This is a genomic window from Streptomyces sp. NPDC029292 (assembly GCF_055569295.1).
Map to the genome: position 1 here is coordinate 176,061 of NZ_JBVHXR010000001.1, position 26,652 is coordinate 202,712.

At 70.4% G+C, this 26,652-nt stretch carries 18 protein-coding genes and 4 pseudogenes; 13 read left to right on the forward strand and 9 right to left on the reverse strand.

Annotated features, from left to right (window positions below; genetic code table 11):
- Positions 1–158 precede the first annotated feature (158 nt).
- Genes ACZ4WS_RS00905 through ACZ4WS_RS00920 form a run of 4 tightly spaced genes read left to right on the forward strand, consistent with a single transcriptional unit; the run spans position 159 to position 6,930 of the window.
- Positions 159–2,717, forward strand: coding sequence for a beta-L-arabinofuranosidase domain-containing protein (locus tag ACZ4WS_RS00905; protein ID WP_467975970.1), 2,559 nt, complete (start codon positions 159–161; stop codon positions 2,715–2,717).
- Between the two features lie 21 nt (positions 2,718–2,738).
- Positions 2,739–4,142 (forward strand): glycoside hydrolase family 43 protein, encoded by a 1,404-nt coding sequence (locus tag ACZ4WS_RS00910; protein ID WP_467975972.1) that lies wholly within the window; start codon positions 2,739–2,741, stop codon positions 4,140–4,142.
- 29 nt (positions 4,143–4,171) lie between these two features.
- Positions 4,172–5,551: a glycoside hydrolase family 43 protein gene (locus tag ACZ4WS_RS00915; RefSeq protein ID WP_467975974.1), complete on the forward strand. Its 1,380-nt coding sequence runs from the start codon at positions 4,172–4,174 to the stop codon at positions 5,549–5,551.
- A gap of 29 nt (positions 5,552–5,580) precedes the next feature.
- Positions 5,581–6,930, forward strand: a complete 1,350-nt coding sequence (locus ACZ4WS_RS00920; protein ID WP_467975975.1) for a jacalin-like lectin — start codon at positions 5,581–5,583, stop codon at positions 6,928–6,930.
- Positions 6,931–7,019: 89 nt separating this feature from the next.
- Here ACZ4WS_RS00920 and ACZ4WS_RS00925 read toward each other — a convergent pair.
- Both ACZ4WS_RS00925 and ACZ4WS_RS00930 read right to left on the reverse strand, forming a co-directional pair.
- Positions 7,020–7,952, reverse strand: a pseudogene (locus ACZ4WS_RS00925) (hydrolase); the annotation flags it as partial.
- A gap of 203 nt (positions 7,953–8,155) precedes the next feature.
- A complete protein-coding gene (locus tag ACZ4WS_RS00930; RefSeq protein ID WP_467975976.1) occupies positions 8,156–8,707 on the reverse strand; it encodes an RNA polymerase sigma factor in 552 nt (183 codons plus the stop codon).
- 46 nt (positions 8,708–8,753) lie between these two features.
- Here ACZ4WS_RS00930 and ACZ4WS_RS00935 point away from each other — a divergent pair, with 46 nt between their 5' ends.
- The 3 genes from ACZ4WS_RS00935 (at position 8,754) to ACZ4WS_RS00945 (ending at position 12,552) form a co-directional block, all read left to right on the forward strand.
- Entirely contained in the window at positions 8,754–10,136 is a 1,383-nt protein-coding gene (locus tag ACZ4WS_RS00935) for a serine/threonine-protein kinase (RefSeq protein ID WP_467975977.1), read from the forward strand.
- 286 nt (positions 10,137–10,422) lie between these two features.
- Positions 10,423–11,091 carry a DUF4232 domain-containing protein gene (locus ACZ4WS_RS00940; protein ID WP_467977113.1) on the forward strand — a complete coding sequence of 223 codons (669 nt, stop codon included), beginning with the start codon at positions 10,423–10,425 and terminating at the stop codon, positions 11,089–11,091.
- Positions 11,092–11,304: 213 nt separating this feature from the next.
- The gene (locus tag ACZ4WS_RS00945; protein WP_467975978.1) at positions 11,305–12,552 is read left to right on the forward strand and encodes a polysaccharide deacetylase family protein; all 1,248 of its coding nucleotides are present in this window, start codon (positions 11,305–11,307) and stop codon (positions 12,550–12,552) included.
- 4 nt (positions 12,553–12,556) lie between these two features.
- On the opposite strand, the gene ACZ4WS_RS00950 is transcribed toward ACZ4WS_RS00945, so the two are convergent.
- From ACZ4WS_RS00950 to ACZ4WS_RS00965, 4 genes are all read right to left on the reverse strand, one after another.
- Positions 12,557–14,470 carry a ricin-type beta-trefoil lectin domain protein gene (locus ACZ4WS_RS00950; protein WP_467975980.1) on the reverse strand — a complete coding sequence of 638 codons (1,914 nt, stop codon included), beginning with the start codon at positions 14,468–14,470 and terminating at the stop codon, positions 12,557–12,559.
- A gap of 370 nt (positions 14,471–14,840) precedes the next feature.
- Positions 14,841–16,079 (reverse strand): L,D-transpeptidase, encoded by a 1,239-nt coding sequence (locus ACZ4WS_RS00955; RefSeq protein ID WP_467975982.1) that lies wholly within the window; start codon positions 16,077–16,079, stop codon positions 14,841–14,843.
- A gap of 94 nt (positions 16,080–16,173) precedes the next feature.
- On the reverse strand, positions 16,174–17,142 hold the full coding sequence (locus tag ACZ4WS_RS00960; protein WP_467975983.1) for an aldo/keto reductase: 969 nt from the start codon (positions 17,140–17,142) through the stop codon (positions 16,174–16,176).
- A 191-nt stretch (positions 17,143–17,333) separates the two neighbouring features.
- Positions 17,334–18,107, reverse strand: a complete 774-nt coding sequence (locus tag ACZ4WS_RS00965) for a nuclear transport factor 2 family protein (protein WP_467975985.1) — start codon at positions 18,105–18,107, stop codon at positions 17,334–17,336.
- A gap of 210 nt (positions 18,108–18,317) precedes the next feature.
- Between ACZ4WS_RS00965 and ACZ4WS_RS00970 the strand changes: the two genes are divergently transcribed.
- Positions 18,318–19,247, forward strand: coding sequence for a helix-turn-helix domain-containing protein (locus ACZ4WS_RS00970; RefSeq protein ID WP_467975987.1), 930 nt, complete (start codon positions 18,318–18,320; stop codon positions 19,245–19,247).
- Positions 19,248–19,254: 7 nt separating this feature from the next.
- Here ACZ4WS_RS00970 and ACZ4WS_RS00975 read toward each other — a convergent pair whose 3' ends face one another.
- On the reverse strand, positions 19,255–20,124 hold the full coding sequence (locus ACZ4WS_RS00975; protein ID WP_467975988.1) for a helix-turn-helix transcriptional regulator: 870 nt from the start codon (positions 20,122–20,124) through the stop codon (positions 19,255–19,257).
- Positions 20,125–20,213: 89 nt separating this feature from the next.
- Between ACZ4WS_RS00975 and ACZ4WS_RS00980 the strand changes: the two are divergent.
- The 5 genes and pseudogenes from ACZ4WS_RS00980 to ACZ4WS_RS01000 all read left to right on the forward strand — a co-directional run.
- Positions 20,214–20,606: pseudogene (locus tag ACZ4WS_RS00980) on the forward strand (UbiX family flavin prenyltransferase); the annotation flags it as partial.
- A 4-nt stretch (positions 20,607–20,610) separates the two neighbouring features.
- Positions 20,611–21,030, forward strand: a pseudogene (locus tag ACZ4WS_RS00985) (phenolic acid decarboxylase); the annotation flags it as partial.
- A gap of 29 nt (positions 21,031–21,059) precedes the next feature.
- Positions 21,060–21,182: pseudogene (locus ACZ4WS_RS00990) on the forward strand (non-oxidative hydroxyarylic acid decarboxylases subunit D); the annotation flags it as partial.
- A 105-nt stretch (positions 21,183–21,287) separates the two neighbouring features.
- The gene (locus ACZ4WS_RS00995) at positions 21,288–22,301 is read left to right on the forward strand and encodes an LLM class flavin-dependent oxidoreductase (RefSeq protein ID WP_467977115.1); all 1,014 of its coding nucleotides are present in this window, start codon (positions 21,288–21,290) and stop codon (positions 22,299–22,301) included.
- A 40-nt stretch (positions 22,302–22,341) separates the two neighbouring features.
- A complete protein-coding gene (locus ACZ4WS_RS01000) occupies positions 22,342–24,681 on the forward strand; it encodes an ATP-binding cassette domain-containing protein (protein ID WP_467975990.1) in 2,340 nt (779 codons plus the stop codon).
- Here the strand turns inward: ACZ4WS_RS01000 and ACZ4WS_RS01005 are convergent.
- Positions 24,669–25,736, reverse strand: coding sequence for a lysophospholipid acyltransferase family protein (locus tag ACZ4WS_RS01005; protein WP_467975992.1), 1,068 nt, complete (start codon positions 25,734–25,736; stop codon positions 24,669–24,671). The genes ACZ4WS_RS01000 and ACZ4WS_RS01005 overlap by 13 nt on opposite strands.
- Before the next feature lie 5 nt (positions 25,737–25,741).
- Positions 25,742–26,584, reverse strand: coding sequence for a GNAT family N-acetyltransferase (locus ACZ4WS_RS01010; RefSeq protein WP_467975993.1), 843 nt, complete (start codon positions 26,582–26,584; stop codon positions 25,742–25,744).
- Positions 26,585–26,652: the final 68 nt, after the last annotated feature.

Below are 26,652 nucleotides of genomic sequence, written 5' to 3' on the forward strand. Positions count from 1 at the left end.
CGCACCCAACTTCCGCCTCTTCAGGCACTGTTCACATCACCCAGCAAGCCCTTACCGTAATGCCTCGCACAGCATGTCGCACAACATTCGGTATTTCGAACGAGAGCAGGGTGGTGGAGGGACACCACCGCCCGGCTCTTCGGCATGCGGAGGTCTTCGTGAACCCCCCTCTCGACAGACGGCATTTCCTCGCGGTCACCGGCACGTCCACCGCGGCCGCGACCCTGGCCACGGCGGTCGGCGGCACCGCCACAGCGCTCGGCGGCACCGCCGGCGCGTCCGCCACCGCCCCCCGAGCCGCCTCGGACGCCGCCGCTCCGTCCGTGGAACCCTTCCCGCTCGGTTCGGTGACCCTCCTGGAGGGTCCCTTCCGTGCCAACCAGCGGCGCAACTCCGCCTATCTGCGTTTCGTCGACATCGACCGGCTGCTGCACACCTTCCGCACCAACGTCGGCCTGCCCAGCACCGCCCAGCCGTGCGGTGGTTGGGAGGGCCCCGGTGTCGAACTGCGCGGCCACTCCACGGGCCACCTGCTCTCCGGACTGGCCCTCGCTTACGCCAATACCGGCGAACGGGCGCTGCGCGACAAGGGCCACCGGCTCGTGGCCGCACTCGCCGAGTGCCAGTCCGCTTCGCCCTCGGCGGGATTCGGCGCGGGCTATCTGTCCGCGTTCCCGGAGAACTTCTTCGACCGCCTCGAAGCCGGGACCGGCGTCTGGGCGCCGTACTACACGATCCACAAGATCATGGCCGGGCTCGTCCACCAGCACCTGCTGACCGGCAGCGACCAGGCTCTCGACGTCGTGCTCCGTCAGGGCGAGTGGGTCGACCGGCGGACGGCGGCACTCTCGTACGAGCAGATGCAGCGAGTACTGGAGACCGAGTTCGGCGGCATGAACGACGTGCTCGCCGACCTGCACGCCCTCACCGGCGACGCCAGGTGGCTCGACGTCGCCGAACGCTTCACGCACGCCCGCGTGTTCGACCCGCTGGCCCGGAACGAGGACAAGCTGGCCGGGCTGCACGCCAACACCCAGATCCCCAAGATGGTCGGCGCGCTGCGGCTGTGGGAGGAGGGCGGGGCGGACCGCTACCGCACGATCGCCGGGAACTTCTGGCAGATCGTCACCGACCACCACACGTACGTCATCGGTGGCAACAGCAACGGCGAGGGCTTCCACGAACCGGATGTCGTCGCGGGCCAGTTGTCCAACAACACCTGTGAGAACTGCAACAGCTATAACATGCTGAAGCTGACCCGGCTGCTGCACCTCCACGCGCCGGACCGCACCGACCTGCTCGACTACTACGAGCGGACCCTGTTCAACCAGATGCTGGGCGAGCAGGACCCCGACTCCGAGCACGGCTTCAACATCTACTACACGGGCCTGGCGCCCGGCTCCTTCAAGCAGCAGCCGTCCTTCATGGGCACCGATCCGGACGCCTATTCCACCGACTACGACAACTTCTCCTGCGACCACGGCACGGGCATGGAGACGCAGGCGAAGTTCGCCGACACGGTCTACTCGCACGACGAACACCGGCTGCTGGTCAATCTCTTCATCCCCTCCCGGGTCGCCTGGCGGGAGCGGGGCATCACCTGGCGGCAGACCACGGGCTTCCCCGACGAGCCCTCGACCACGCTGACCGTCACGGCCGGACGGGCGGCGCACCAGCTCCTGATCCGCATCCCCTCCTGGGCCTCGGGGGCCCGCGCGCGTCTCAACGGCCGTTCCCTGCCCGACCGTCCGCAGCCCGGCAGCTGGCTCACCCTCGAGCGCGAGTGGCGCGCCGGGGACCGGGTCGAGGTGTCGCTGCCCATGCGTACGGTCGTCGAGCCCACGCCCGACGACCCCGACGTACAGGCCGTGCTGCACGGCCCGGTGGTGCTGGCCGGGGCGTACGGCGACGAGGCGATTCCGTGGCTGTCGCGCCTGGACGCCACGTCCGTGCGCCAGGAGTCGGCCGACCCCCTGCGGTTCACCGCCCGCGCCGACGGCAAAGACGTCTCTCTGCTGCCGATCGCCCGTGTGCACCATCAGCACTACAGCGTCTACTGGCTGACCGGCGAACCGCCGCCCCCGCCACCGGAGTTCGCCGCCTGGCACCGCTTCGACGAGACGTCCGGGACGACGGCCGTCGACGCCACCGGCAACGGCGAGGCGGCCCAACTCGTCGGCGGTGCCGCCTGGACGACGGCCGGCCGGATCGACGGCGCGGTGACGCTGAACGGCGCCGACGGGTACGTACGACTGGCCGACGATCTCCTCGCGGGGGCCTCCGCCCACTCGGTGGCCGCATGGGTGCGGCTCGATGGTCAACCCGGCGTCTGGAGCCGCGTGTTCGACATCGGCACCGGCGTCACGGCCAACATGTTCCTCACCCCGCTCAGCGGCGACGGCACCCTCCGGTACGCCATCACCGCCGGGGGCGCGGGAGCCGAACAGCGCATCGACGCCGACCCGTTGCCCATCGACCGCTGGGTGCACGTGGCGGTGACGTACGGGAGCGGGACCGCGGTCCTGTACGTGGACGGCCAGGAGGCGGGCCGCAATACGAACGTCCGCGTGGAGCCGCGCTACTTCGGCAACCACATCCGCGCCGGGTACATCGGCAAGTCCCAGTACGCCGACCCTTACTTGAAGGGTGCGGTCGACGACTTCCGCGTGTACGGCAAGACCCTCACCACCGCGGAAGTCGCCGCGCTGGCTGAGTGACCGATCCAAGGAGAGCCGCACATGATCACACCGAACGCACCGTCACGCCCTGTTCCGCCGTCCCGCCGCAGCCTGCTGCGCGCCATGGTCGCGCTGCCCACCGCCGCGCTCGTCCTGGGCGAACTCCCTGGACTCCTCGGCACAGCCGCCGCGGCGGCCCCCGCCCGGGGCTACGCCACCCGCTACACCATCGTGCCGTTCCTCAACAGCAATGACGGCACCGTGAACGTCTACGAGTCCGACGACGCCACCGACTTCCGGCTCCTGAAGGCGTCCGCGTACACGCCGCCCAGCAACCGGATCCGCGACGCCAGCGTCTTCCGGCACACGGACGGCTACTACTACGTCACGTACACCACGCACACCTGGCAGGACGTCAGCACCACGATCGGCTTCGCCCGCAGCTCCGACCGGGTCAACTGGACTTTCCTGTACGACTACACGGTCCCACTCGCCAACCTGTCCCGCGCGTGGGCGCCCGAGTGGTTCGTCGACAGCGACGGCAGCGTGAACGTCATCGTGTCCTGCTCGGTCACCAGCGACGAGTGGATCTTCACGCCGTATCGGCTGAAGGCCACCAACTCCGCGCTCACCGCGTGGAGTTCACCCGTGGCGCTGTCCGGCATCGGCAGCAACCACATCGACACCTTCATCGTGAAGATCGGGTCGACGTACCACGCGTTCACGAAGAACGAGACGACGAAGTACATCGAGTACGCCACCGCCTCCAGCCTCACCGGTTCGTACACCATCAGCAGGACCGGTGACTGGGCGGGCTGGGGCGGCACGCGTGAAGGCCCGGCGCTGATCCAGCTCGACAACGGCGGCTGGCGGATCTTCTTCGACGGCTACGGCGACGGCAGTTACTACTACAGCGACAGCTACGACACCTTCGCCACCTGGAGTGCACCGAAGAAGCTGCCGGGCATCTCCGGCACCGCACGCCACTTCACCGTCATCAAGGAGACGGTCTCCGGAGGGGCGAGCCTGTCGACCGGCGTCACCCGCTCCCTCCAGTCGGGCAACTACACCACCCGCTACTGGCAGGAGCAGTCCTCCCTGCTCAACCTCCCCGTGGTGACCAGCTCCAGCACCACCGCCGAGAAGCAGGCGTCCACTTTCACGGTCGTGGCGGGCCTGGCCGACGCGAACGGCTACTCGTTCCGGGACGCGTCCGGCACCTATCTGCGGCACTGGGACTTCCGCGGCCGCTTCGACGCGAACGACGGCACGTCGACGTTCGCCAAGGACGCCACGTTCATCGCCCGGACCGGCACACCGAGCGGCTCGGTCCGCCTGGAGTCGTACAACTACCCGGGCTACTACCTGCGCCACTACAACTACCAGCTCCGCGTGGACGTCGCGGACGGCACCGACCTCTTCCGCCAGGACAGCTCCTTCGTCCCCGGCACGGCCTGGGCATGACCGCCATCGCGCGAGAAACGGAGACCCGCATGAACGCAAGCCCGCTTCAGCCGTCCCGCCGCAGTGTGCTGGGGGCGATGGCCGCCCTGACCGCCACCTTCACCATCGGCTCCGCGCCCGCCCGCGCCGCGACCACGAGCGCGTACGTGATGGGTTACTTCACCGAGTCCCCGAACGGCACCGGCTCCGACTACGGCCTCCACCTGGCCGTCAGCCCCGACTCGCTCCAGTGGACGCCGCTGAACCAGAACAACCCCGTCGTGACCCCGACCGAGGGCACCGGCGGGCTGCGCGACCCGTTCATCCTGCGTAAGCAGGACGGCACGTTCGTGGTGATCGCCACCGACCTCAAGGGCACCGACTGGAGTCTGCAGAGCCAGTACATCCACGTCTGGAACTCCACCGACCTGCGCTCCTTCACCGGCTACCACCGGCTGAAGCTGCACGAGATGGCCACGCACAGCTGGGCGCCGGAGGCGTTCTGGGACGCCGGCCGGAGCCAGTACGGGATCATCTACTCGGCCGTCAACGACAGCGGCCACAACGTGATCATGGTGAACTACACCACCGACTTCGTGACGGTGACGGATCCGCAGGTCTTCTTCGACCCCGGCTACGACGTCATCGACGGCGACCTCGCCGTGGGCGTCAGCGGTGTCAACTACCTGTACTTCAAGAAGGACCAGACGCTGGTGGGCGCCAAGTCCACTTCCCTGAACCCGGGCAGCTTCACCGTGTTCAGCACGCCGGTCGCGCACGGCGGCACCGAGGCCCCGATCCTCGTCAAGTCCCAGTCGTCGAGCACCTGGTACCTGTGGGGCGACACCTACACCCCCAACGGCATCTTCTACGCCTGGCAGTCCACCGACCTCTCCACCGGCACCTGGACGGCGGTCGACCAGAAGCTCTACACCCAGCCCCTCAACTCCAAGCACGGCACCATCCAGCCGATCACGACGACGGAGTACAACAACCTGCTCGCCGCGTACGGAGCGCCGACCTGGAACCGGCTGAAGTCCTACAACTACCCGGACCGGTACGTCCGTCACTCCAACTACGTCGGCCGCATCGACGCGTACCCGTTCGACCCGTACACCGACTCCCAGTGGAAGCTCGTGCCCGGCCTGGCCGACAGCTCCGGTCTGTCCTTCCAGTCGGTCAACTACCCGACCCGCTATCTGCGCCACTCCAACTACCAGTTGGTGCTGGACGTCAACGACAGCACCACGACGTTCGCCCAGGACGCCACGTTCTACCGGACCGCGGGACTGGCCGACACCTCATGGTCATCTTTCCGCTCCTACAACTACCCCACTCGTTACATCCGCCACTCAAACTACGTTCTGCGCATCGATCCGATCTCCACTTCCGCCGATCAGTCCGACGCCACGTTCTCGGTCGGCTACTGACCCGCTCTCGTCCCCAGGAGGCACCCCCCATGTCACCCCTCCGCAGAGTTCTCGCCTGTCTGGCAGCGGCAACGGCCGCTCTCGGCGGGCTCACGGCGACCGCCACCCCCGCGGCCGCCGCCGACTCGGGCACCTTCAGCGTGCTCAGCTACAACGTCGCCGGACTGCCGGAGAGCCTCTCCAGCGCCTCGACGCCCCGCGACACCAGCACCACCGCGATCGGCCAGCGCATCGCCCCGTACGACATCGTGCACGTGGAGGAGGACTTCAACTACCACGCCTACCTCTACGCGGCCGACACCGCACACGCCTACCGCACGCCCACCAGCGGCGGCGCCGGCATAGGCAGCGGACTCAACACCCTGTCGAAGATCTCCTACGACACCGACGACTTCGAGCGGGTGGGCTGGAACTCCTGCCAGATCGACTCCGGCGACTGCCTCACACCCAAGGGCTTCACCTTCATGCGGGAGCGCCTCGCCGAGGGCGTCTACGTCGACTTCTACAACCTGCACACCAACGCCGGTACCAACGACGGCGACCTGGCCTCACGCGCGGACAACCTCAACCAGCTGACCGCCTTCATCCAGTCGCACTCGGCGGGCAACGCCGTCGTGGTCATGGGCGACACCAACACCCGCTACACCCGATCCGGCGACACCATCGCCGAGTTCGCCTCGGCCAACGGTCTCACCGACGCCTGGGTGCAGCTCATCCGCGGCGGCACCCCGCCCGCCAAGGGCAGCGACGCGCTGGTCTGCGACCAGTCCGGTGCCACCGTGCCCAACACCTGCGAGGTCGTCGACAAGATCCTCTACCGCGGCAGCAAGCTGGTCTCGCTCAACGCCACGAGCTACAACAACGAGCACGCGAGCTTCCTGACCTCCGACGGGCTGATGCTCTCCGACCACGACCCGATCACCGCCAAGTTCACCTGGTCGCGCAACTCGGCCTTCCAGCTCAGCGACCAGTTCGGCGGCCCGCACGGGAACTACTTCGACGACATCGACAGCGTGCCGGCCGGGGCCAGGGCGACCACCGTCTCGCTGCGCGCCGGTTCACGCCTCGACCAGATGGGGCTGACGCTGAGCAACGGCACGACGCTGGCGCACGGGGGCACGGGCGGCACCGCCTCGTCCCTCACGCTCGGCAGCGGCGAGTACCTCACCTCGGCCCAGCTGTGCCAGGGCGTGAAGGACAGCAACACCCGGGTCTTCTACGCCAAGTTCACGACCAACCTCGGCAACAGCCTGGCGGGCGGCACGACGACCTCGGACTGTGTGACCCGCACCGCGCCGTCCGGCTGGCAGATCGCCGGATTCCACGGCCGCACGGGCGACGAGGTCGACAAGATCGGCTTCATCTACACCCAGCGCTGATCGTCTCCCGCACAGGGCGACGGCCCTCCTCGTCACGCTCGTTCACGCGTGGCGAGGAGGGCCGATGTGTGCGCTCGGCTACCTCACGAGGAGAGCCACTCGGTGGCGTTCAGGGCGAGGGCGGCGTTCGTGGCGCCGGTGTCGTTCCAGCCGTCGTACAGCGTGTTCCCGGACTGGCCGGTGCCGTCGTCGATCGGCGAGCTGTCGCCCCAGAAGGCGACCTTGCCGCTGCCGAACGTGCTGGTGGCGAAGAACGCGCCGGTATTGCCGGAGTAACCGCTGCGGTAGAGCAGCCCCTTGACGGAGGAGTTGTCGGCCGGCTTGAGGGTGGCCGTCGTCCCGCTGGCGATCAGGCTCTTGGTGACCGTGCCGAAGGAGCCGTGCAGCACCGGGTCGGTACTGTCGCTGATCGCCGCCGGGTAGCCGGAGCTGATGCTCAGCGAGTCGACGGAGAAACCGAACGGGTCGGTGCTGTCGACGCTGTTGTTGCTCATCAGGTCGTTGAAGATCTCGACCGCGTCATAACCGTCGTTGTTCCGGTCGGCGCCGGTGTGGTCGGAGATCATGAACAGGCCGCCGCCGTTCTTCACGAACGTCATGATCGCGGTCTTCTCGGCCGTGCTGAACAGGGTGTTCGGCTCCGGCAGCACCAGCGTGTCGAAGTTCGCCAGGTCCGTCGCGGCCGAACCGCCGTAGGTCAGGCTGGAGCCCGAAGGCAACGTCTTGAGGCTGTAACTGCCGGTCTTCTGCAGGGCGACGCCCCACGAGGACAGCGCCCCCGTCCAGTCCGTCTCGGCGGACGGCGTGGAGTCCTGGCCCAGCGGATCGGGCTGGCTGGTGGAGACGATCCAGTCGGCATTGCCCGCCGTCTCGGCGTGAGCGTTGTCGAACAGGACGCGGTGCGTGGTCGCCGCGTGGGCGGGGGCGGCGGCGGACGTCTGGAGCGCGGTGCCCGTGAGCAGCAGTCCGAGCGCGGTGAGAGCGGTGGCGAGTCTGTAGCGGGGCTTGGTGGGGGTGAGCATCCGGCATTCCTCCATGAAGTGGGGGGAGAGGCGGTGCGGGCGCCGATCTTCGCGCGTAGAACGGCCGTTGGACAACCACCGCTCGACACAAGGCTGGACAGTACACACAAGATCACGGCCGCCGGGAGACCCTCCCGCGACTTCTCAGCGACCTCTTACCTTGCACCACAACCGTCACATGGAGAACGTTAATTGACGGTTCGTCAGGAAGCGTCGGCGAGCCAGGGCCTGACCTGCTTGCGCGCCTCGTGGAGACGGGACTTGAGCGTGCCGAGCGGGATGCCGACGCGCTCGGCGACCTCGGCGTACTCCAGCTGGCAGATGTCCCGGTAGACCAACGGCGCCACCAGATGCGGGTGTTCCCGCTCCAGGCGCTCCAGTGCCTCCAGGAGGTCGACCCGGGAACCGGCGATGACGCTCGTGGTGCGCGGATCGACGTGCTGCGAGGCGTCGATCACGACCGGCTGCTCGGCCGCGCGCCGCTTCAGCTCGCGGTACTTCTGGCGAGCACAGTTGGCGACCACCGTGTAGAGCCAGGTGCTGAAACGGCTGCGGCCCTCGAAGGTGGTGATCTTCCGGGCCACTTGGAGGAGGACGTCCTGGGCCGCCTCCTCGGCGTCCTCGCGACAGGGCAGGAAGCGTCCGCAGCGCCGTACGACCTCGGGCTGGACCTTGTGGAGCAGCGCGTTCAGCGCCGCCCCGTCACCGGCGGCCGCGCGCAGAGCGAGCTCCTCGATCCCCGCCGCGTCCTGCACTGGGTGCTCCCCTCGGTGTCGATCAGAGGCCAGGCATCATAGTCGCATGCACTCCCTGGAACGGATCGGCCGCTACCGACTGGACCGGCGCCTGGGCGCGGGCGGCTTCGGCGTGGTCTGGCTCGCCCACGACGACGTGCTGGAGGCGGCCGTCGCCGTGAAGGTGCTGTCCGAGAACTGGGTCGACCACCTGGACATCAGGGAGCGGTTCCTCTCCGAGGCGCGGCTGCTGCGCCGCGCCGACTCGAACCGCGTCGTCCAGGTGTACGACATCGGTGAACTCCCGGACGGCAGACCGTACTTCGTCATGGAGTATGCCGACCGGGGCACCTTCGCCGACCGGGTCACCGCCGGACCGCTCCCCGTCGCCGAGGCCCTGCGTCTGACGGCCCTCGCGGCCCGGGGAGCGGCCGCGCTGCACGAGGCCGGCATCGTGCACCGGGACATCAAGCCGTCCAACGTGCTGCTGCGCACCTCGCCCGGCGGAGCCGACCGGGTCCTCCTCGCGGACCTCGGCCTGGCCAAGAGTCTGGCCCAGGCGTCCGGGCTCACCATGGCGGCGGGTTCGGCGGGCTATACGCCGCCGGAGCAGGCCGAGCCCGGGTCCGGGATCGACGCGCGGGCCGACGTGTACAGCCTCGGCGCCCTCGGCTACCACCTGGTCACCGGCTCGGTCCCCGGGCCGCCCGGGAAGGTGGTACGGCCCGACCGGCTCCGTACCGACCTGGCCCCGGAGGTCCAGCGGGCGCTGCTGCGCGCCATGGAACCCGACCGCGAGCGGCGCTGGCCCACCGCGGCCGACTTCGCCGCGGAACTGGACCGGCTGGCCGAACAGATGTCACGCGAAGTCGCCCCCCGGCCTCGGCGCCGTCGGCGGGCCGTGGTCTCGGCGCTGGCCGCAGCGGTCGTGGTCGGCGCCGTCGGCGTCACCGCCGCGATCGTGAACCGGCACCCCGCCGCGCGGTCCGTCCGCGTCGAGGACAGCACCGGCCGGGTCACGGCCGAGGTGCCCACCGCGTGGAGCCGTCAGCTGCGCGACTCGGGATGGAATCCGCGGGCCCTGGGCCTGAAGGACGGGACGGAACCCGGTCTCGCCGTCGCGGACGACCTCTCGAAGTGGCAGGACCTCCACTCGGGCGTCAACGGAGTGTTCATCGGCCTGAGCGAGCACGGCGACGTCCGGGCGGCTGTCGGCGCGATCGCCCACACCGGATGCCACTACGACGGCAGCCGCACCTACACCGGCGCGCGCTGGCACGGTCTGATACGGACCTGGAGCGACTGTCCGGGCAGCTCCGGCTCCCTCACCGAGGCGGGACTCACCCCGACGGGCGGCGACAAGCAGCCCCAGGTGTACGTGCAGATCCGTCGGGACGGCGGCAGCGACGCGACCGACCGGGTCCTCGGCTCCCTACGGGTCGGAGCCTGACGAAAACTCAGGTGCCGATCCCGCGAACTTTTCCCCGCCCCGGTGCATCGGAGAGTGATGACGGGGCACAACGCGCCGTGCGCACGCGTCATGGGGCGTGCGGAGATTCTCAAGGAGTGGTGACATGGCGACCTTCCGGCGCGGCGCGGCGGACACGGACCGGCACAGCGCGGTTCCCGCACACCGCACTGCGACTCCCGCCCGGCGGGCAGCACCGTCGGGCACTTCGGCACCTGCCCGACGGACAGCAGCGTCGGGCACCTCGACACCCGCCCGGCGAGCAGCGCTGCCGGGCACTTCGCCCAACGCCCGGCGGGCGGCGCTGCTCGCAGGTATCGCCCTGCTGGGGCTGCTCACCGCCTGCGGAACCGACAGCGGTACGAGCAGTGCGCCGCAGAAGCTTCCCGGCACGGCCGAGCCGGCCTCCGGCGACCGGACCAGCGACGCCGGTGGGAGCACCGCGGCGAGCCCGACCGGCAGTGCCACCACGCCCGCATCCGGCACGTCGGCGAGCGCGTCCGGAACCGGCTCGTCCAGCACCCGCTGCCACACCTCCGAGCTGCGCGCGTCGGTCGGGAACAACGACCCGGGCGCGGGTCAGGAGAACTTCCCCGTCATCCTGACCAACGGCTCCCAGCGCACCTGCACCCTGCGCGGCTACCCGGGAGCGGCGTTCGTCGACGCGTCCGGCAAGCAGCTGGGCCCCGACCCGGAGCGCTCCTCGGAATCGCCGACGACCGTCACGCTGGCGCCCGGGCAGAGGGCGTGGGCAGGCCTGACGTTCTCCAATCCGGAGATCAGCGGAGCCCGTACGGCGACGCCCGCCTCGCTGCTCGTCACGCCGCCCGACGAGAAGGACTCGCTCAAGGTGACATGGACGCGGGGCAAGGTGCCCGTGTCCGGCAACGCGTCGTCGGTGTCCCTGACGGTCGTACGCGCCGGCAACGGCACCTGACCACCCGCTCGCCGCACTCCCCCGCCCCGCCGACTGCCCCACGGTCGGCGGGGTTTGTCACGGAACAGCAACACGCCCCGATTCCCACGATCTTTTCCGGAGCTTCCGCCCATCCAACCGGTCGACGTGCCCCGCAGGGCGGCGCGTCACGGGGACGAAGCTCCGGCCGCACGGCGGGAGCCGTGTCGAGGACCGAGGAACTGGGGAACGATCATGAGCGGCATCTCACGCAGGCGTCTGCTGACGGCGACGGCATCGGCGGGCGCCCTGGGCGCGCTCTCCGCCTGCTCCGCCCAGGGCTGGTCCGTGGGGGGCGACAGCGCGGACAGCAACGGCACGGCGCAGGCGCGGCCGGCCCGGCTCATCGGCGACGGCTCGACCGCCGACACGGGCGCCCAGCCGGGGCAGCCGAAGGCGGAGCAGCTGACGCCCGGCGAGCGCCCTCCGCAGTTCGTGGTGTTCTCCTGGGACGGCGCGGGCGAACTCAGCAACCAGCTCTTCTCCCGTTTCCGCGAGGTCGCGGCCGCCCACGGCGCGTCGATGACGTTCTTCCTCAGCGGCATCTACACCCTTCCCGAGTCGAAGAAGCACCTCTACAGCCCGCCGCAGCACCCCGTCGGAGCCTCCGCCATCGGCTACCTCTCCGACCGGCACATCCACGCCACCCTCCAGCAGGTGCGCGCGGCCTGGCTGGAGGGCCACGAGATAGGCACCCACTTCAACGGCCACTTCTGCGGCGCCGACGGAGTCCGCCGCTGGTCCCCCGCCGAGTGGCGCAGCGAGATCGACCAGGCGACGCGCTTCGTCACTGAGTGGAAGACCAACACCGGCTTCACCGACCTCGATCCGCTCCCCTTCGACTACCGCAAGGAGCTGATCGGTGGCCGCACGCCGTGCCTGGAGGGCCAGGCCAACCTGCTGCCGACCGCCGCCGAACTCGGCTGGAAGTACGACGCCAGCTCACCCGGCGGCCTCCAAATGTGGCCCGGCAAGGTGCAGGGCGGCCGGATCTGGGACTTCCCGCTCCAGTCGATCCCCTTCTCCGGCCACTCCTTCCAGGTCCTGTCGATGGACTACAACATGATGGCCAACCAGTCCGGCGCCAACCCGCTCGGCGACCGCGCCCAGTACGACACCTGGCGCGCCCAGGCCCGTGACACCTACGTCGCCGGTTTCCGTCGCGCCTACGAAAGCAATCGCGCCCCGTTCTTCGTCGGCAACCACTTCGAGCGGTGGAACGGCGGCATCTACATGGACGCCGTCGAGGAGGCCGTCGAGCGGATCGCCGCGTACGACGACGTACGGATGGTCTCCTTCCGGCAACTCGTGGAGTGGCTGGAGGCTCAGGACCCGGCGGTGCTGCGGAAGCTGCGCACGCTCGGCCCCGGTCAGTCGCCCCTCGGCGGCTGGGCGGAATTCCTGGGCACGGCGGCTTCGCCCGCGGGCACGGCCGGATCCTGACGAGTCACCTTCGGCCTCCTTGGCCTCCGCCGTATCCGTAGCCGGAGCCGGATCCGGAGCCATCGCCATAGCCGGGCCAGCCGTACTGCCCGTCCCCCGGGCAGTAGTAATAGGGATAGCAGGAGCCGTACGTCGGAGACCCGGACGACGAGGTCGGCTGCGGGGTCGAGGGGGTCGCCGAAGGCTTGTGGGTGCCGGTCGGCGACGGGGTCTTCGAGGCCTGGGGGACGGACCCGGTCGCGGACGCCGTCGGCTCACTGGCGGAGTCCCAGTTGACCACCTCCAGCTGGAGCGAGGGCGTGGAGGTGTCGAGCCTCCAGCGCTGGTCCGACGCGTCTTTGCGGAGTTTGAGGACCAGCGCCCCGTCGCCCTTGGTGGAGGCGGGTACCAGGGCCAGGTCCTGGTTCCACCGCGGCACCAGCGTGCCCTGGAGGGTGAAGTCGTAGCGCACGTTCTTGGTGCCCGGCTGCGACTCGCTCGTGCAGGGGGCCAGTTGGACCGAGTAGCCGAGGTGGGAGTCGAGGCAGAGGTCGGGGGCGGCCACGTCGCGGAGCACCCCGTCCGCCTCGTACGACCATTGCTGGGCCGACTTCGAGGTGCACGAGGTGAGTTCGGTCTCCACGCCCTTCACCGGCTTCTTGCCGACGATGCCGACGCACAGCCCGGTCGCGGAGTTGCGCAGCCTGCCCCGTGCGGTTCCGTCCGACGGGTCACCGGTCCCGATCCACGAAGGGTTCGCGCCGGGCACCGTACCCCGGCCGGAACTGGGCGCTTCCGAGGGGCCGGAGCCGTCGGCCATGCCATCCTGCCCGTCGGAGCTCGAACCGGCCCACAGGACCAGCGGAATGAGGATCAGCGCGCTCACGGTGAGCACGGCGAGGGCGACATTGCGGCGCCGCGGGGCGCTCCGGGGGGCCTTGTGCGTCGGCGGGCGGGAGTCGGTGGGCGACTGTCCGCGGGGCGCGGGCCGAGTGGCGAGGCTCGGCGGGCGAGGGGTGTCGGCCGGAGCGCGGAAATCTTCGCCCGCATCGGCCACGGCGGCCTCGGCGGCCTCGGTAGCTTCCGTCACCTCCACGATCGCGGTGGCGCGTCCCTGCCTGGATGCGAGGTACGCCCGCGCACCCCAGCCGAGCACGGCCTCCGCGAGCGGGAGGGCGAGTCGGCCATTGAACTGGTTCAACTGGTCGGCGGCCTGGCGGCAGTGCGCGCATCGGGCCATGTGGCGCCACAGATCGGGGTCGAGGTCGAGGCCGCCGCGCCGGAGGGACACGTCCAGCATGCGGTGGTAGCGGCGGCACTCCTGCTCGGGGGCCAGTTCGCGATGGATCTCCAGGCAGCCCTCGCGCAGGCGTTCACGGGCCCGCCGCAGTTCCACGTCGGCGTCCTCGACGGCAAGGCCCAACAGGGCGGCGGGCAGCTCCAGTTGCTCGGCCTCGACCTCGGTGTGCCAGAGCAGGCAGCGGGCGGGTTCGGGGAGCCGCTGGAAGGCCCGGGCCAGCAGGCGCCTGCCCTCCGGCGGGAGAAGTCGCGCCGCCGCCCGCTCCCCGCCGTCCGAGCCGGACCGCATGTCGGGGTGGAGCAGCTCGCGCCGCTGGTCCATGAGCCACTCGGCGGCTATGCGGCGCACGGTGACCAGCAACTGCGGCCGCCATGCCGCCGAAGGACCGCTCTGCCGCAGCGATTCCCCGAACAGACGCGTGAATGCGGCCGTGGTGAGCATTCCGGCGGGACGCACACCATGGGTGCTCAGTCGCGCGTAAGAGAAGACCGCTTCCCAGTGGCGGTCCAGGAGTTCTCCGACGGGATGGCGCGCGGGCGTGTTCCCCGGGCTCATCTTCAGGTCGGCCGCGAGCCGCTCATCCGGAACATCGAACAAGCGAGCGGGTGTTGGGGAATGAGACAGAGCTGCGTCATTCACGTCCGCTTTCCTCCCAAAGGTAACGCAGGAATTAGTCCATACCAATGGGTATGTAGCCCGCCCGTCGAAGCGGAGGGGCTACCCATGGGGGGTTGCGCCACGAACAGCCACCTCTGGCAGCTCTTTTGAAGCGAGGGACGAGCGGGCGCACCGTACGCGCACAGAAGGAAGCGAATATTGTCTGTACGCCGACAAGGCACACCTTTACACAGGGCACCGAGCCGGAACAAGCGATCTCGCCATTTTCCCATTTGCTGCACGAGCCCGGTTATTGACTGAACGTCAAACAGGGGTTCACAAATGAAATTCGGAATCCCTTCGCCGCCGCGAACCGCCACAGAACTCACCACATTGGGAGCGCTCTCACACGTCAGCCGAGCGCGCTGCCCGCCCGCCATTCCTGCCAGCTCATGTTCCAGCCGTTGAGTCCGTTGTCGGGCGACACGGTGTCGTCGTGGGAGTTGACCACCTCCACGACATCGCCGATGAGCGAGTTCTCGTAGAACCAGTAGCCCGGCGTGCCGATGTCCTTCGCGCCCTGGGTATCACGCAGGCCGACGCAGCCGTGGCTGACGTTCTGCGAGCCGAAGGTGGAGGCGGGCGACCAGTAGTTGCCGTGGACGAAGGTGCCGGAGGTGGTCAGGCGCATGGCGTGCGGCACGTCGGGGATGTCGTACTCACCGCCGAAGCCGACGGTGGAACCGTCCATCCGCGTCTGCGGATACTTCTCGGAGATCACCATCTTCCCGTTCCACGTGGTGTGTTCGGGCGCCCCGGAAGTGATCGGGATGGTGCGCACCGCGCGGCCCTCACGTCGTACGGTCATCGTCTTCTTCTCGGAGTCGACCAGGCTGGTCTGGTTGCGGCCGACAGTGAAGGTGACGTCCTTGCGCTGGACGCCGTAGCGGCCGGAGGCGCCCTCAACACCGCGCAGCCGCAGGGAAAGTGTGACCTTGGTGCCGCTCGGCCAGTACTGCTCGGGACGGAAGTCGAGTCGGCTGTCGCCGAACCAGTGCGCGGCGATCTCGACCCCGGCCGTGGAGGTCACGGACACCGCCTTCTCAACGGCCTCCTTGTCGGTGATGGCGTGGTTGAAGTTCAAGGAGACCGGCATGCCGACGCCGACCGTGGAGCCGTCCTCGGGGGTGAAGTAGCCGACGAGGGTGGCTTCGGGCGCGATGGTGGTGAAGGTGGTGTTGGCCAGCGCCTCACGGCCACGGGCATCGGTGGCGACGGCGCGGACCGAGTAACGGGTGGACGGGGAGAGCCTGCCGTCTGGCGTCCAGCGCGTGTGGCCGGAGGAGAAGGTGCCCGACACGCGCGTGCCGTTCTCGGCGGTGACCGTCACCGAAGCGAGCTCGCCACCGCGCACGGAGACGGACAGCGCGCCCTCGACCGCCGTGTTCGCCGCGCCGGTCTTGGGCGCGACCGTGACACGAGCGGTCGAAATCGCCGACGGGGAAGGTGAGTTGGAGGCCTTCTTGGTGGCGGACGTGCCGGACGTACAGGCACTGACCACCGAGGCGCCGAGAACGGCGAGCAGTGAGCGCCTGCCCAGCCGCCGGGCCGTCGAGGTCGTGGAGGTGCGGCGGCTGCGGTCGTGGTTCACGCGGAAATCCTTACGCATCTTGCGGAGTGCACCCTCGGAGCTATCACTTGAACCTTAAAGTACACACACTTTAAGGTTCAAGTAAGACTCCCGATCAGTGACCGCTGATCGCCCGAGGCGAGTACGGCTGCTCCAGCTCCTCGATCTCCTTGTCCGTCAGCTGCAGGCCAACGGCGGCGACGGCGTCCTCGACGTGCTGCGGCTTGGTGGCGCCGACGATGGGTGCGGTCACGGCGCTCTGCTGCAGCAGCCAGGCAAGGGCGACCCGCGCACGCGGCACCTCCCGCTCGGCGGCGATCCGGGCCACCGCGTCGACGATCTCGCGGTCGCCGTCCTTGTAGAGGTTCCTGCCGAACTCATCGGTCCTGCTGCGCGCGGTGACGGCGTCCCAGTCGCGGGTGAGGCGGCCGCGGGCGAGCGGACTCCAGGGCAGTACGCCGACGCCCTGGTCCTCGCACAGCGGGAGCATCTCGCGCTCCTCCTCGCGGTAGAGGAGGTTGTAGTGGTTCTGCATGGAGACGAACCGCGTCCAGCCGTTCAGCCGGGCCGTGTACTGGGCCTTGGAGAACTGCCAGGCGTACATCGAACTCGCCCCGATGTAACGGGCCTTGCCCGCCTTGACCACATCGTGCAGGGCCTCCATCGTCTCCTCGACGGGGGTCGCGGGGTCGAAGCGGTGGATCTGGTAGAGGTCGACGTAGTCGGTGCCCAGGCGGCGCAGGCTGTTGTCGATCTCCGTCATGATCGCCTTGCGGGACAGGCCACGGGCGTTGGGGCCGTCGTGCATCCCGCCGTGCACCTTGCTGGCGATGACGACCTCGTCGCGGCGCGCGAGGTCGGTCAGCACCCGGCCGACGATCTCCTCGCCGGTGCCGTCGGAGTACACATTCGCGGTGTCGAAGAAGTTGATCCCGGCCTCCAGCGCCTGGCGGATCAACGGACGTGACGCCGCCTCGTCCAGGGTCCACTCGTGGACGCCGCGATCGGGAAGGCCAAAGCTCATGCAGCCCAGGCAGATCCGGGAGACGTCCAGGCCCGTCGAACCGAGCTTCACGTACTGCATGCTCACTCCTGCTCTGCTCTCACCGGCGGTGGGGTGGGGCCCCGGCGTGGCGGCCGTGGCGGGCCGCGCACAAGGCCTTCGGGAGAGCCATGCCCGATCGCGGTCCCCTTAGTCGCCCGGCCACCGCGGACGACCGGAACCGGCGCCAGCCCGTCCGACAGCGGCTGCTCGGTGGGGGCTGCTCGACGGGGCTACTCGACGGGGGCTTCCACGTCGTCGTACACGTGGGCGGCCGTGATCAGGCCGTCGGGTCCCCGCGTGTAGACGGCGAGGCCCGCCTGCGGCGGCAGCTCGGCGGCGCCCCAGCGGTCGCAGATGTACTCGAACGCGCTGCGGGTGCCGTCCTCCGTGACGGTGCACGGCTTCAGCGGGATCCCGCCGCCCGCGGCGAAGAAGCCCTTGTAGAAGTCGGTCAGCACCTCGGTGCCGACATACCGGTAGGCGTCGCCGGACGGCTCACGGAAGTAGCCGTCGGCCGCGAAGGTCGCGACGACGGCCGCGGCGTCGCCCGCGCCGAGGGCCGCCTTGTAGGCGCCCACCACATCGGAGGCGTGCGCGTCCGGGTCGTACGGCAGCAGTGGCGGACGTACGACGTGATGGCCGAGCAGCGGCCACCGGGAGTGGTGGATCCGCACCGGCAGCGCCGAGGCGGGCTCCACGGCGACGGCCACGGGGAGCCCGATGCGCCGGCCGTCCGGACTGTCCAGGTTCACGACCCACTCGCCCACGGCCCGCCGCTCGGAGACGGTCGTGGCGACCGGCCCGATCTCCACGTCGTGCTCCGCGCGCCATTCTTCCTGCTCGGCCAGCCAGGCGGCGAGCACACCCGGGCCGCTGATCCGGCCGGCCTCCGGGTCGTCGAGGGCGACCGGGACGGTGGCCGCGCCGGGGTCGCGCAGCGCGTCGGCGAGGTCGGCGGCGCCGAGGCGGTCGGCGAGGTCGGCGATCTGCGGGATCCGGACCATGAGGACTCCAGAGCGGTGTGGGAGGTGGCTTCAGATGGGTGTGGGGGTGTCTTCGCATCGTGTGCCCGTACGGGGCGGGGCGCTGCGGGCCGCTGCGGATCGCCGCCTTCCGCACCCGACCTCAGCGGCGCGGTGCCCGCGGGAGTCGACGGAAGGACCTTCAGCCTGCGCGGGTGCAGGATGGGAGGCGAGGTCGGATCAGGAGTCGTCATGGTGGATACGGGACACGTCGGCACACCGGGACGCGGTGCGATCAAGGAGCTCGACTTCCGCAATCCCGTCCATCCGGGGCTCAGTGTGGAGACCTTCACGCTGGCCGAGCTGCGGCGGCGGGTCCCGGCCGCCACGCTGACGCAGCCGCAACGGCTGGACTTCCATCAGATCTTCCTGATCACCTCGGGACACGGCCACCACACCGTGGACTTCGTCGACCACGAATGCCGTCCCGGCACCCTGCTGTGGCTGCGCCCGAACCAGGTCCAGGAGAACACCGCGGCGCCCGGGCTCGACGGCCGTGTCGTGCTCTTCACCACGGGCTTCCTTCCTCCGTCACCGGTGCTGCGGGGACTCATGGAGGACCAGTACGAGACGCTCGTGTGGCAGCTCCTCGCACCGGAGACACAGCGCACCCTGACCGCGACGGTCGGGCAACTCGCCGAGGACTACGCCACCGCCTGCGGAATGTCCGTACCGGCGGGGCACACGACCGCGACACCGCCGCTCGGCATCGAACTGCTCCGGCACCAGCTCACCGTGCTGCTCCTGCGGATCGCCGCGCTGCCCACACCGCCCGGAGCGGCCCAGCCCACGGCCGTGGCGGACGAGACGTATCTGCGCTTCCGGCGCGAGGTGGAACGGCACTTCCACCGCACCCGCCAGGTGGAGGACTACGCCCAGCGCCTCGGCTACTCGTCCAAGACGCTCAACCGCGCCTGTCAGGCGGCCACCGGGCACACCGCGAAGCAGGTCGTCGACCGGCGTGCAGTACTGGAGGCCAAGCGCCTGCTCGTCCACACCGACCTGACGGCCACGGCGATCGCGCACCGCCTCGGCTTCACCGAGGCCACCAACTTCGGGAAGTACTTCACCCACCACGCGGGCGTGACACCGGGAGAGTTCCGCGCCGGGCACACCGGTTGATCACCGCTCAACCGGGAAGGCCGCGTGCCGTCGCCCGGAACTCCAGCGGAGTGCGCCCGGCCCGCTTGCGAAAGAACTTGGTGAAGTCCCCCGCGTCGGCGAAGCCGAGCTGGGCACCGACGGCGGCGGCCGAGACGTCGGTGTGGACGAGGAGGCGCTTGGCCTCCAGCAGGATGCGGGCGTCGAGGTGCTGCTTGGCGGTGCGGCCGGTGGCGGCGAGGGTGGCGCGGGTCAGGGTGCGGACGCTGTACCCGAGGGCGGCCGCGTAGTCGGCGACGCGGTGGGTGCGGGCGAAGTCGCGCTCGACGGCTGCGTGGTAGCGGTGGAAGGTGTCGTCGGCGAGTACGGGGGACGCGGGCGCCGGGCCCGCGTGCGCCAGGCGGAGCAGCAGCACCGCCAGCAGGTGACGCAGCGCCTCGATGTGCGCGTCGAGCGGGATGGACGCCAAGTCGGCGTACTCCTGGGTGAGATGACGCAGCGCCAGCTGTACGGCGCGGGCGTGCGGGCCCGTCGGCAGCAGCGGTGACTGATCGTACGGCGGCTCGGCGGCGACGAAACCCGGCTGCCAGATGACGAACGTGCCGCGTGCGGTGGCGAGGTCGGCCGGTGTGTAGCGGTGGACCTGCCCCGGCCGGATCCAGATCCAGCTGCCCGCCGGGAGGCCGTGGTCGGTGAAGTCCACGGAGTGGCGCAGGGTGCCGGACCGTACCTGGATCAGGTGGTGGAAGGCGGGCCGCATCGGCGCCCCCAGGTCGATGCCGCGGCGGCGGCCCCGGGCGCGCAGCTCCGCGAAGTCCAGGACGTCCATGCCGATCGGCGCGCCCAGATGCGGGCGGTAGGCGACGTCCGTGATGGAAGTCTGTCCGTTTTTCCCCATGATGAGTCCTCAGCGTACCCCTGGACCTGCGTAAACGCTCCTAGCGTCGAAGCGAAGGACGGACGAAGGAGACGAAGGAGCTGAGCCGGATGCGGCTGACCGTGGGGATGACGGGGGCGACGGGCGCCGTGTTCGGCATCCGTCTGCTGGAGAACCTGCGCGAACTGCCCGAGGTGGAGACACATCTTGTGCTGTCGCGCTGGGCGCGGACGACGATCGAGCTGGAGACCGGGCGCAGCGCCCGCGAGGTCGCCGAACTGGCCGACGTCGTGCACCACCCCGACGACCAGGGCGCCACGATCTCCTCCGGATCGTTCCGGACCGACGGCATGGTCGTCGTCCCCTGCTCGATGAAGACCCTCGCCGGGATCCGGCTCGGCTATGCCGACGGGCTCATCGGCCGGGCCGCCGACGTCGTCCTCAAGGAGCGCCGCCGACTGGTGCTCGTACCCCGCGAGACCCCGCTGAGCGAGATCCACCTGGATGGTGCAGGCCGTCAACGCCATGTACACCCACGGGCTGCTGGTGATCATCTCGACGAAGAAGCGGTACGGGGGCTTCGCCAAGGCGGTCGGCATGCGCGCGATGACCACACCGCACGGTCTCGGCTACGTCGCCCAGGTGATCCTGGTCGACGAGGACGTGGACCCCTTCGACCTCCCCCAGGTCATGTGGGCGATGTCGGCGAAGGTGAACCCCAAGGACGACGTCGTGATCATCCCGAACCTGTCGGTCCTGGAGCTGGCCCCGGCCGCCCAGCCCGCCGGCATCACCAGCAAGATGATCATCGACGCGACCACGCCCGTCGCCCCCGACGTCCGCGGCAACTTCAGCACCCCGGCGAAGGACCTGCCCGAGACCGCCGAGTGGACCGCCCGCCTCCAGTCCCTGCTCGCCGCCCGCTGAGCCCACCGTACGAATTCGAGGAACCCCGGATGATCTGCCCCCGCTGCGCCCACGACACCATCGAGACCGTCACCACCTCCCCGGTCCCCGGCGTCTGGGACGTCCTCCAGTGCGCCCGCTGCCTCTACATGTGGCGCACAACCGAACCCGCCCGCCGCTCGCATGGCCCCCGCATTGACCAAATGCCCCTACGGCCCCTGGGGGTCTTCGATCATCAGCGGCGGGAATCCTGGCGCCCGTCAGGCGTTGACCCCCCTGTGAGCTCTGTGATCGCGTCGACCCGCTTCTCCGTCCTCGACCGCTCGCGCACCCGCGAGGGGCACGAGGTTCCCGAGGCCCTGCGCGACACGGTTCGCCTGGCCCAGCACCTGGAGCAGCTCGGATATCACCGGATCTGGGTCTCGGAGCACCACGGGGTCCCCGGAGTGGCCGGTTCCGCGCCCACCGTACTGGCCGCCGCGGTCGCCGCCGCCACCCGGACGATCCGGGTCGGCACCGGCGGTGTGATGCTGCCGAACCACCAACCCCTGGTCGTGGCCGAGCAGTTCGGTGTCCTGGAGTCCCTGTTCCCGGGGCGGATCGACATGGGGCTGGGCCGTTCCGTCGGCTTCACGGACGGGGTGCGCAAGGCGCTGGGGCGGGACAAGGGCGCCGCCAACACAGCGGACTTCGCCGCGCACCTCGCCGAGCTGCTCGGCTGGTTCCGCGGCACGTCACCGACCGGCGTGCACGCCCGCCCCTCGGAGGGCCTCACCGTGCCGCCCTTCGTGCTCGCCATGGGCGAGGGTGCCACCATCGCGGCGCGCGCGGGCCTGCCGATGGTCATCGGGGACCTCAGGAACCGGGAGAAGATGCGGCGCGGCATCGATCACTACCGCGCGACGTTCCGCCCGTCCGTCTGGGCGCGGGAGCCGTACGTCGTCATCTCCGGCACGGTCGCGGTCGCCGAAAGCCCGCAGGAAGCGCGCCGTCTGCTGCTCCCGGAGGCCTGGTCGATGGCGTACTCCCGCACGCACGGCACCTTCCCGCCGCTGCCGCCCGCCGAGCGTGTCGACAGCCTGCCGATGACCGACAAGGAGCGGGGCTTGTACGAGTCCGGTCTCGCGGGGCACATCGTCGGCACGGAGGAACAGGTCGCCCATGAGCTGGAGACGGTGATCAAGGAGACGGGGGCGCAGGAGGTGCTGGTCACGACCAGTACGTACGACCGGGACGCCCTCTTGGACTCCTACCGGAGGCTCGCCCGGGTCGCGGGACTGACCGGGGCCTAGAATCGTGGGGTTTGCCCCAGGCCCCACAGGAGTCCCCACGATGTCCAGCCCGCACGACTCGTACGTCCGCGTCCGGGGCGCCCGTGAGCACAATCTCCAGGGCGTGGACGTCGACATCCCCCGGGACGTCCTCGCGGTCTTCACCGGCGTCTCCGGGTCCGGCAAGTCCTCGCTGGCCTTCGGGACGATCTACGCGGAGGCCCAGCGGCGCTACTTCGAGTCGGTCGCCCCGTACGCGCGGCGGCTGATCCACCAGGTCGGGGCGCCGAAGGTCGGGGACATCACCGGGCTGCCGCCCGCGGTCTCGCTCCAGCAGCGCCGCTCGGCACCGACCTCGCGCTCGTCCGTGGGCACGGTCACCAACCTTTCCAACTCCCTGAGGATGCTGTTCTCGCGCGCGGGTGACTATCCGGAGGGTGCCGAGCGGCTCGACTCGGACGCGTTCTCGCCGAATAGGGCGGCGGGGGCCTGCCCCGAGTGTCATGGGCTCGGTCAAGTACACCGTACGAGTGAGGAGTTGCTGGTCCCCGATCCGTCGCTGTCGATCCGCGAGGGTGCGATCGCCGCGTGGCCGGGTGCCTGGCAGGGCAAGAACCTGCGCGATGTCCTCGACACCCTCGGCCATGACGTGGACCGGCCGTGGCGCGAGCTGCCCGCCGAGCAGCGCGAGTGGATCCTGTTCACGGACGAGCAGCCGGTCGTCACCGTGCATCCGGTGCGGGACGCGGGGCGGATCCAACGCCCGTACCAGGGCACGTACATGAGTGCCCGGCGCTATGTCATGAAGACGTTCTCGGACTCCAAGAGCCAGACGCTGAGGGCCAAGGCGGAGCGGTTTCTCGCCGGTGCCCCCTGCCCGGTGTGCAACGGGAGCCGGCTGCGTCCCGAGGCACTGGCCGTGACGTTCGCGGGACACACGATCGCCGAGCTGGCCGCGCTGCCGTTGGCCGAGCTCGCCGGATCCCTCACGGCCGGCTCCGAGACCGCCCGCGTCCTGACGGAGGACCTGAAGGCCCGTATCGCGCCCGTCGCCGAACTCGGCCTCGGCTATCTGAGCCTCGACCGGGCCACCCCCACCCTCTCCGCGGGCGAACTCCAACGCCTGCGGCTGGCAACACAGCTGCGCTCCGGGCTCTTCGGTGTCGTGTACGTCCTCGACGAGCCGTCGGCCGGGCTGCACCCGGCGGACACCGAAGCCCTGCTCACGGTTCTGGACCGGCTGAAGTCGGCGGGGAACTCGGTGTTCGTCGTGGAGCACCATCTCGATGTGGTCCGCGGAGCCGACTGGCTCGTCGATGTCGGCCCGCGTGCGGGCGAGCACGGCGGACGGGTGCTGCACAGCGGTCCGGTGGCGCAGCTGGCCGAGGTCGAGGAGTCGGCGACGGCTCGCTTCCTCTTCGGCCGCTCCCCCGCTGCCGTACGCGAAGTACGGTCGCCGCGCGGCCAGTTGAAGGTCGGTCCGGTCACCCGGCACAACCTGCACGGGGTGACCGCCGAGGTCCCGCTCGGCGTGTTCACGGCGGTCACCGGTGTGTCCGGCTCGGGCAAGTCCACGCTCATCGGCGAGGTGACGGAGGATCTGGCGGGCGTCGGACGGCTCGTCTCCGTCGACCAGAAGCCCATCGGCCGTACCCCGCGCTCGAATCTGGCGACGTACACAGGCCTCTTCGATGTCGTGCGCAAGGCCTTCGCCGCGACGGAGGAGGCGAGGAGGCGGGACTACGGCGTGGGGCGCTTCTCGTTCAACGTCGTGGGCGGGCGCTGCGAGACCTGTCAGGGCGAGGGGTTCGTCAGCGTCGAGCTGCTCTTCCTGCCGAGCACGTACGCGCCGTGCCCGGACTGCGGCGGGGCGCGCTACAACCCCGAGACGCTCGAAGTGACGTACCGGGGACGGAACATCGCGCAGGTGCTGGACATGACGGTGGAGGCCGCGGCGGAGTTCTTCGCGGACACCCCGGCCGTGGCCCGCAGTCTCGCCACGCTGCTCGACGTGGGCCTCGGCTATCTGCGACTCGGCCAGCCCGCCACGGAGTTGTCGGGCGGCGAGGCCCAACGCATCAAGCTGGCCAGCGAGTTGCAGCGCGTCCGCCGTGGCCACACCCTCTACCTCCTCGACGAGCCGACCACGGGACTGCACCCGGCCGATGTGGAGGTGCTGATGCGCCAGCTGCACGGTCTGGTCGACGCGGGCCACACCGTCGTGGTCGTCGAGCACGACATGGCGGTGGTCGCGGGCGCGGACTGGGTGATCGACCTGGGTCCGGGCGGCGGTGACGCGGGCGGTCGGATCGTCGCGGCGGGGCCTCCGGCCGAGATGGCGCGGGCGGAGGGCAGCACGACGGCTCCCTATCTCGCCCGCGCGCTCCCTCAAGCCCCGTAGATGGTGGCGGAGTGTGCGTGTGCGCTCGGTGTGTGCAGCCCTCCTTGTGCGGCGTGGGCCAGGCCGCGGCGGTCGCAGTGGCTGCCCGGCACGAGCACGGGGAGCACGTTCACCTCCGCGACGAGCGCGCGGGCCGATACGACCCGCCACACCGAGGCGAGCAGCGAATCGCTCCCGACGAACGCGGGCGCCGTGCTCGCCGCTCCTCCGTCCAGCCGGTAGTGGAGGCGTACTGGCTGGACGGGCGCGGCCGCATCGAGCGCGGCCTGGAAGACGGCCCGCCGGAAGTACCCCTGTGCCCGGCCGCACCAGGTGCTCCCCTCGGGGAACACCGCCACCGCGGCTCCGTCGCGCAGGGTGTCCGCGATCCGCGCGACCGTCCGGGGCAGCGCGCGCAGCCGGTCCCGCTCGATGAACAGCGCGCCGCTGCTGGCGGTCAGCGCGCCCGCCACGGGCCACTGCCGGATCTCCGCCTTGGCCAGCATCCGGCCGGGGCGGACGGCGGCGAGCAGCGGGATGTCCAGCCAGGAGATGTGGTTGGCGACCATCAGCAGACCGCCGGTGGGCGGGGCGGCACCGGTGATCCGTACGCGCACGCCGGCGGCCCGAACGACCGTCCGGCACCACGTTCTGACCATCCGGTCGCGCGGCGCTGCGGAGATCCGCGCGACCACCGGGGTCAGCGCGATCCCGACGACGACCACGACCAGGAGCGCGGCCAGCCGCAGCACGGCGCGCGGCGCGGTGGCCACCGACCCCGTGGACTCCACGCAGACGCGCGGGGAGCACGGGGCGCTGGGCAGCCAGGCGCTCTCCGGCGCGGCGCCCGGGGGCGCCCACCCGGACCGGGGCCTGACCGGCACGCCGGCGCGGCGCGGCGACGGTACCTTTCCGGTGGCCGGGACCGCCGCCGTGCCGGCGTCCGGACCGGTGAGCGCCGCCGCGCCGCGGCCGGGGCGGCGTATCCCGCCGATGCGGGACGCGCGCAGGACACCTGTGTGGGATGCGCGCAGGACACCGATGCCAGACGCGCGCAGGACACCGCTACGGGTCACGCTCATCACGCCGGGACGAGCGAGAGGAAGTGCCGCAGATAGCGCGGGTTGACCCGGCGCATCGACAGCAGCACATACAGGTCGGCGACGCCGAAGTCCGGGTCGTACGCGGGCTCGGCACAGACCCAGGCGCCGAGGCGGAGGTAGCCGCGCAGCAGCGGGGGCAGCTCGGTGCGGGCGGGTGGGGACAGAGGTGTGCGGGCGGGTGGGGACAGAGGTGTGCGGGCGGGTGGGGACAGAGGTGTGCGGGCGGGCCGGGTGACGTCCTCCGCGGTCCAGGGCAGCAGCGGCCGTACGCGGTACTCCTCGGGAGCCAGGTGCTTCTCCCGTACCCGGTCCCAGGTGCCCGCGGCCAGCGCGCCGCCGTCGGCCAGCGGAATGGAGCAGCAGCCCGCGAGCCACTCGTGGCCGCCCTCGACCATGTAGCGGGCTATCCCGGCCCAGATGAGGCCGATGACCGCGCCGTCGCGGTGGTCGGGGTGCACACAGGAGCGGCCGACTTCGACGAGCCCGGAGCGGATCGCGGCCAGCGGGCCGAGGTCGAACTCGCTCTCCGAGTACAGCCGTCCGGCGATCGCGGCCCGCTCGGGCGGCAGCAGCCGGTAGGTGCCGACGACCTGACCGCTCACCGTGTCGCGGACCAGCAGGTGATCGCAGTACGCGTCGAAGGGGTCGATGTCGAGGCCCGGCTGCGGGGTGGTCAGCAGGGCGCCCATCTCTCCCGCGAAGACGTCGTGGCGCAGCCGCTGTGCGGCTCGGACGTCGGCCTCGTCGCGGGCGAGGGTGACGGTGTAGCGGGTGGGGGCGGTCGACAGTGGGGGGCTGTCGAGGGTGGAAACGCCGGTCATGGCACTCTCCTGGTCACGGGCCGGTTCGGCGAAGCGGCGGCAGACCGGATCGGTGCGGTCTGCGCGCT

Excerpts from the sequence above, each read along its gene's own strand:
- ACZ4WS_RS00910 (WP_467975972.1), top strand. The coding sequence starts at position 2,739 with ATGATCACACCGAACGCACCGTCACGCCCTGTTCCGCCGTCCCGCCGC.
- ACZ4WS_RS00915 (WP_467975974.1), top strand. The coding sequence starts at position 4,172 with ATGAACGCAAGCCCGCTTCAGCCGTCCCGCCGCAGTGTGCTGGGGGCG.
- ACZ4WS_RS00920 (WP_467975975.1), top strand. The coding sequence starts at position 5,581 with ATGTCACCCCTCCGCAGAGTTCTCGCCTGTCTGGCAGCGGCAACGGCC.
- ACZ4WS_RS00935 (WP_467975977.1), top strand. The coding sequence starts at position 8,754 with ATGCACTCCCTGGAACGGATCGGCCGCTACCGACTGGACCGGCGCCTG.
- ACZ4WS_RS00945 (WP_467975978.1), top strand. The coding sequence starts at position 11,305 with ATGAGCGGCATCTCACGCAGGCGTCTGCTGACGGCGACGGCATCGGCG.
- ACZ4WS_RS00960 (WP_467975983.1), bottom strand. The coding sequence starts at position 17,142 with ATGCAGTACGTGAAGCTCGGTTCGACGGGCCTGGACGTCTCCCGGATC.
- ACZ4WS_RS00965 (WP_467975985.1), bottom strand. The coding sequence starts at position 18,107 with ATGGTCCGGATCCCGCAGATCGCCGACCTCGCCGACCGCCTCGGCGCC.
- ACZ4WS_RS00970 (WP_467975987.1), top strand. The coding sequence starts at position 18,318 with ATGGTGGATACGGGACACGTCGGCACACCGGGACGCGGTGCGATCAAG.
- ACZ4WS_RS00975 (WP_467975988.1), bottom strand. The coding sequence starts at position 20,124 with ATGGGGAAAAACGGACAGACTTCCATCACGGACGTCGCCTACCGCCCG.
- ACZ4WS_RS01000 (WP_467975990.1), top strand. The coding sequence starts at position 22,342 with ATGTCCAGCCCGCACGACTCGTACGTCCGCGTCCGGGGCGCCCGTGAG.
- ACZ4WS_RS01010 (WP_467975993.1), bottom strand. The coding sequence starts at position 26,584 with ATGACCGGCGTTTCCACCCTCGACAGCCCCCCACTGTCGACCGCCCCC.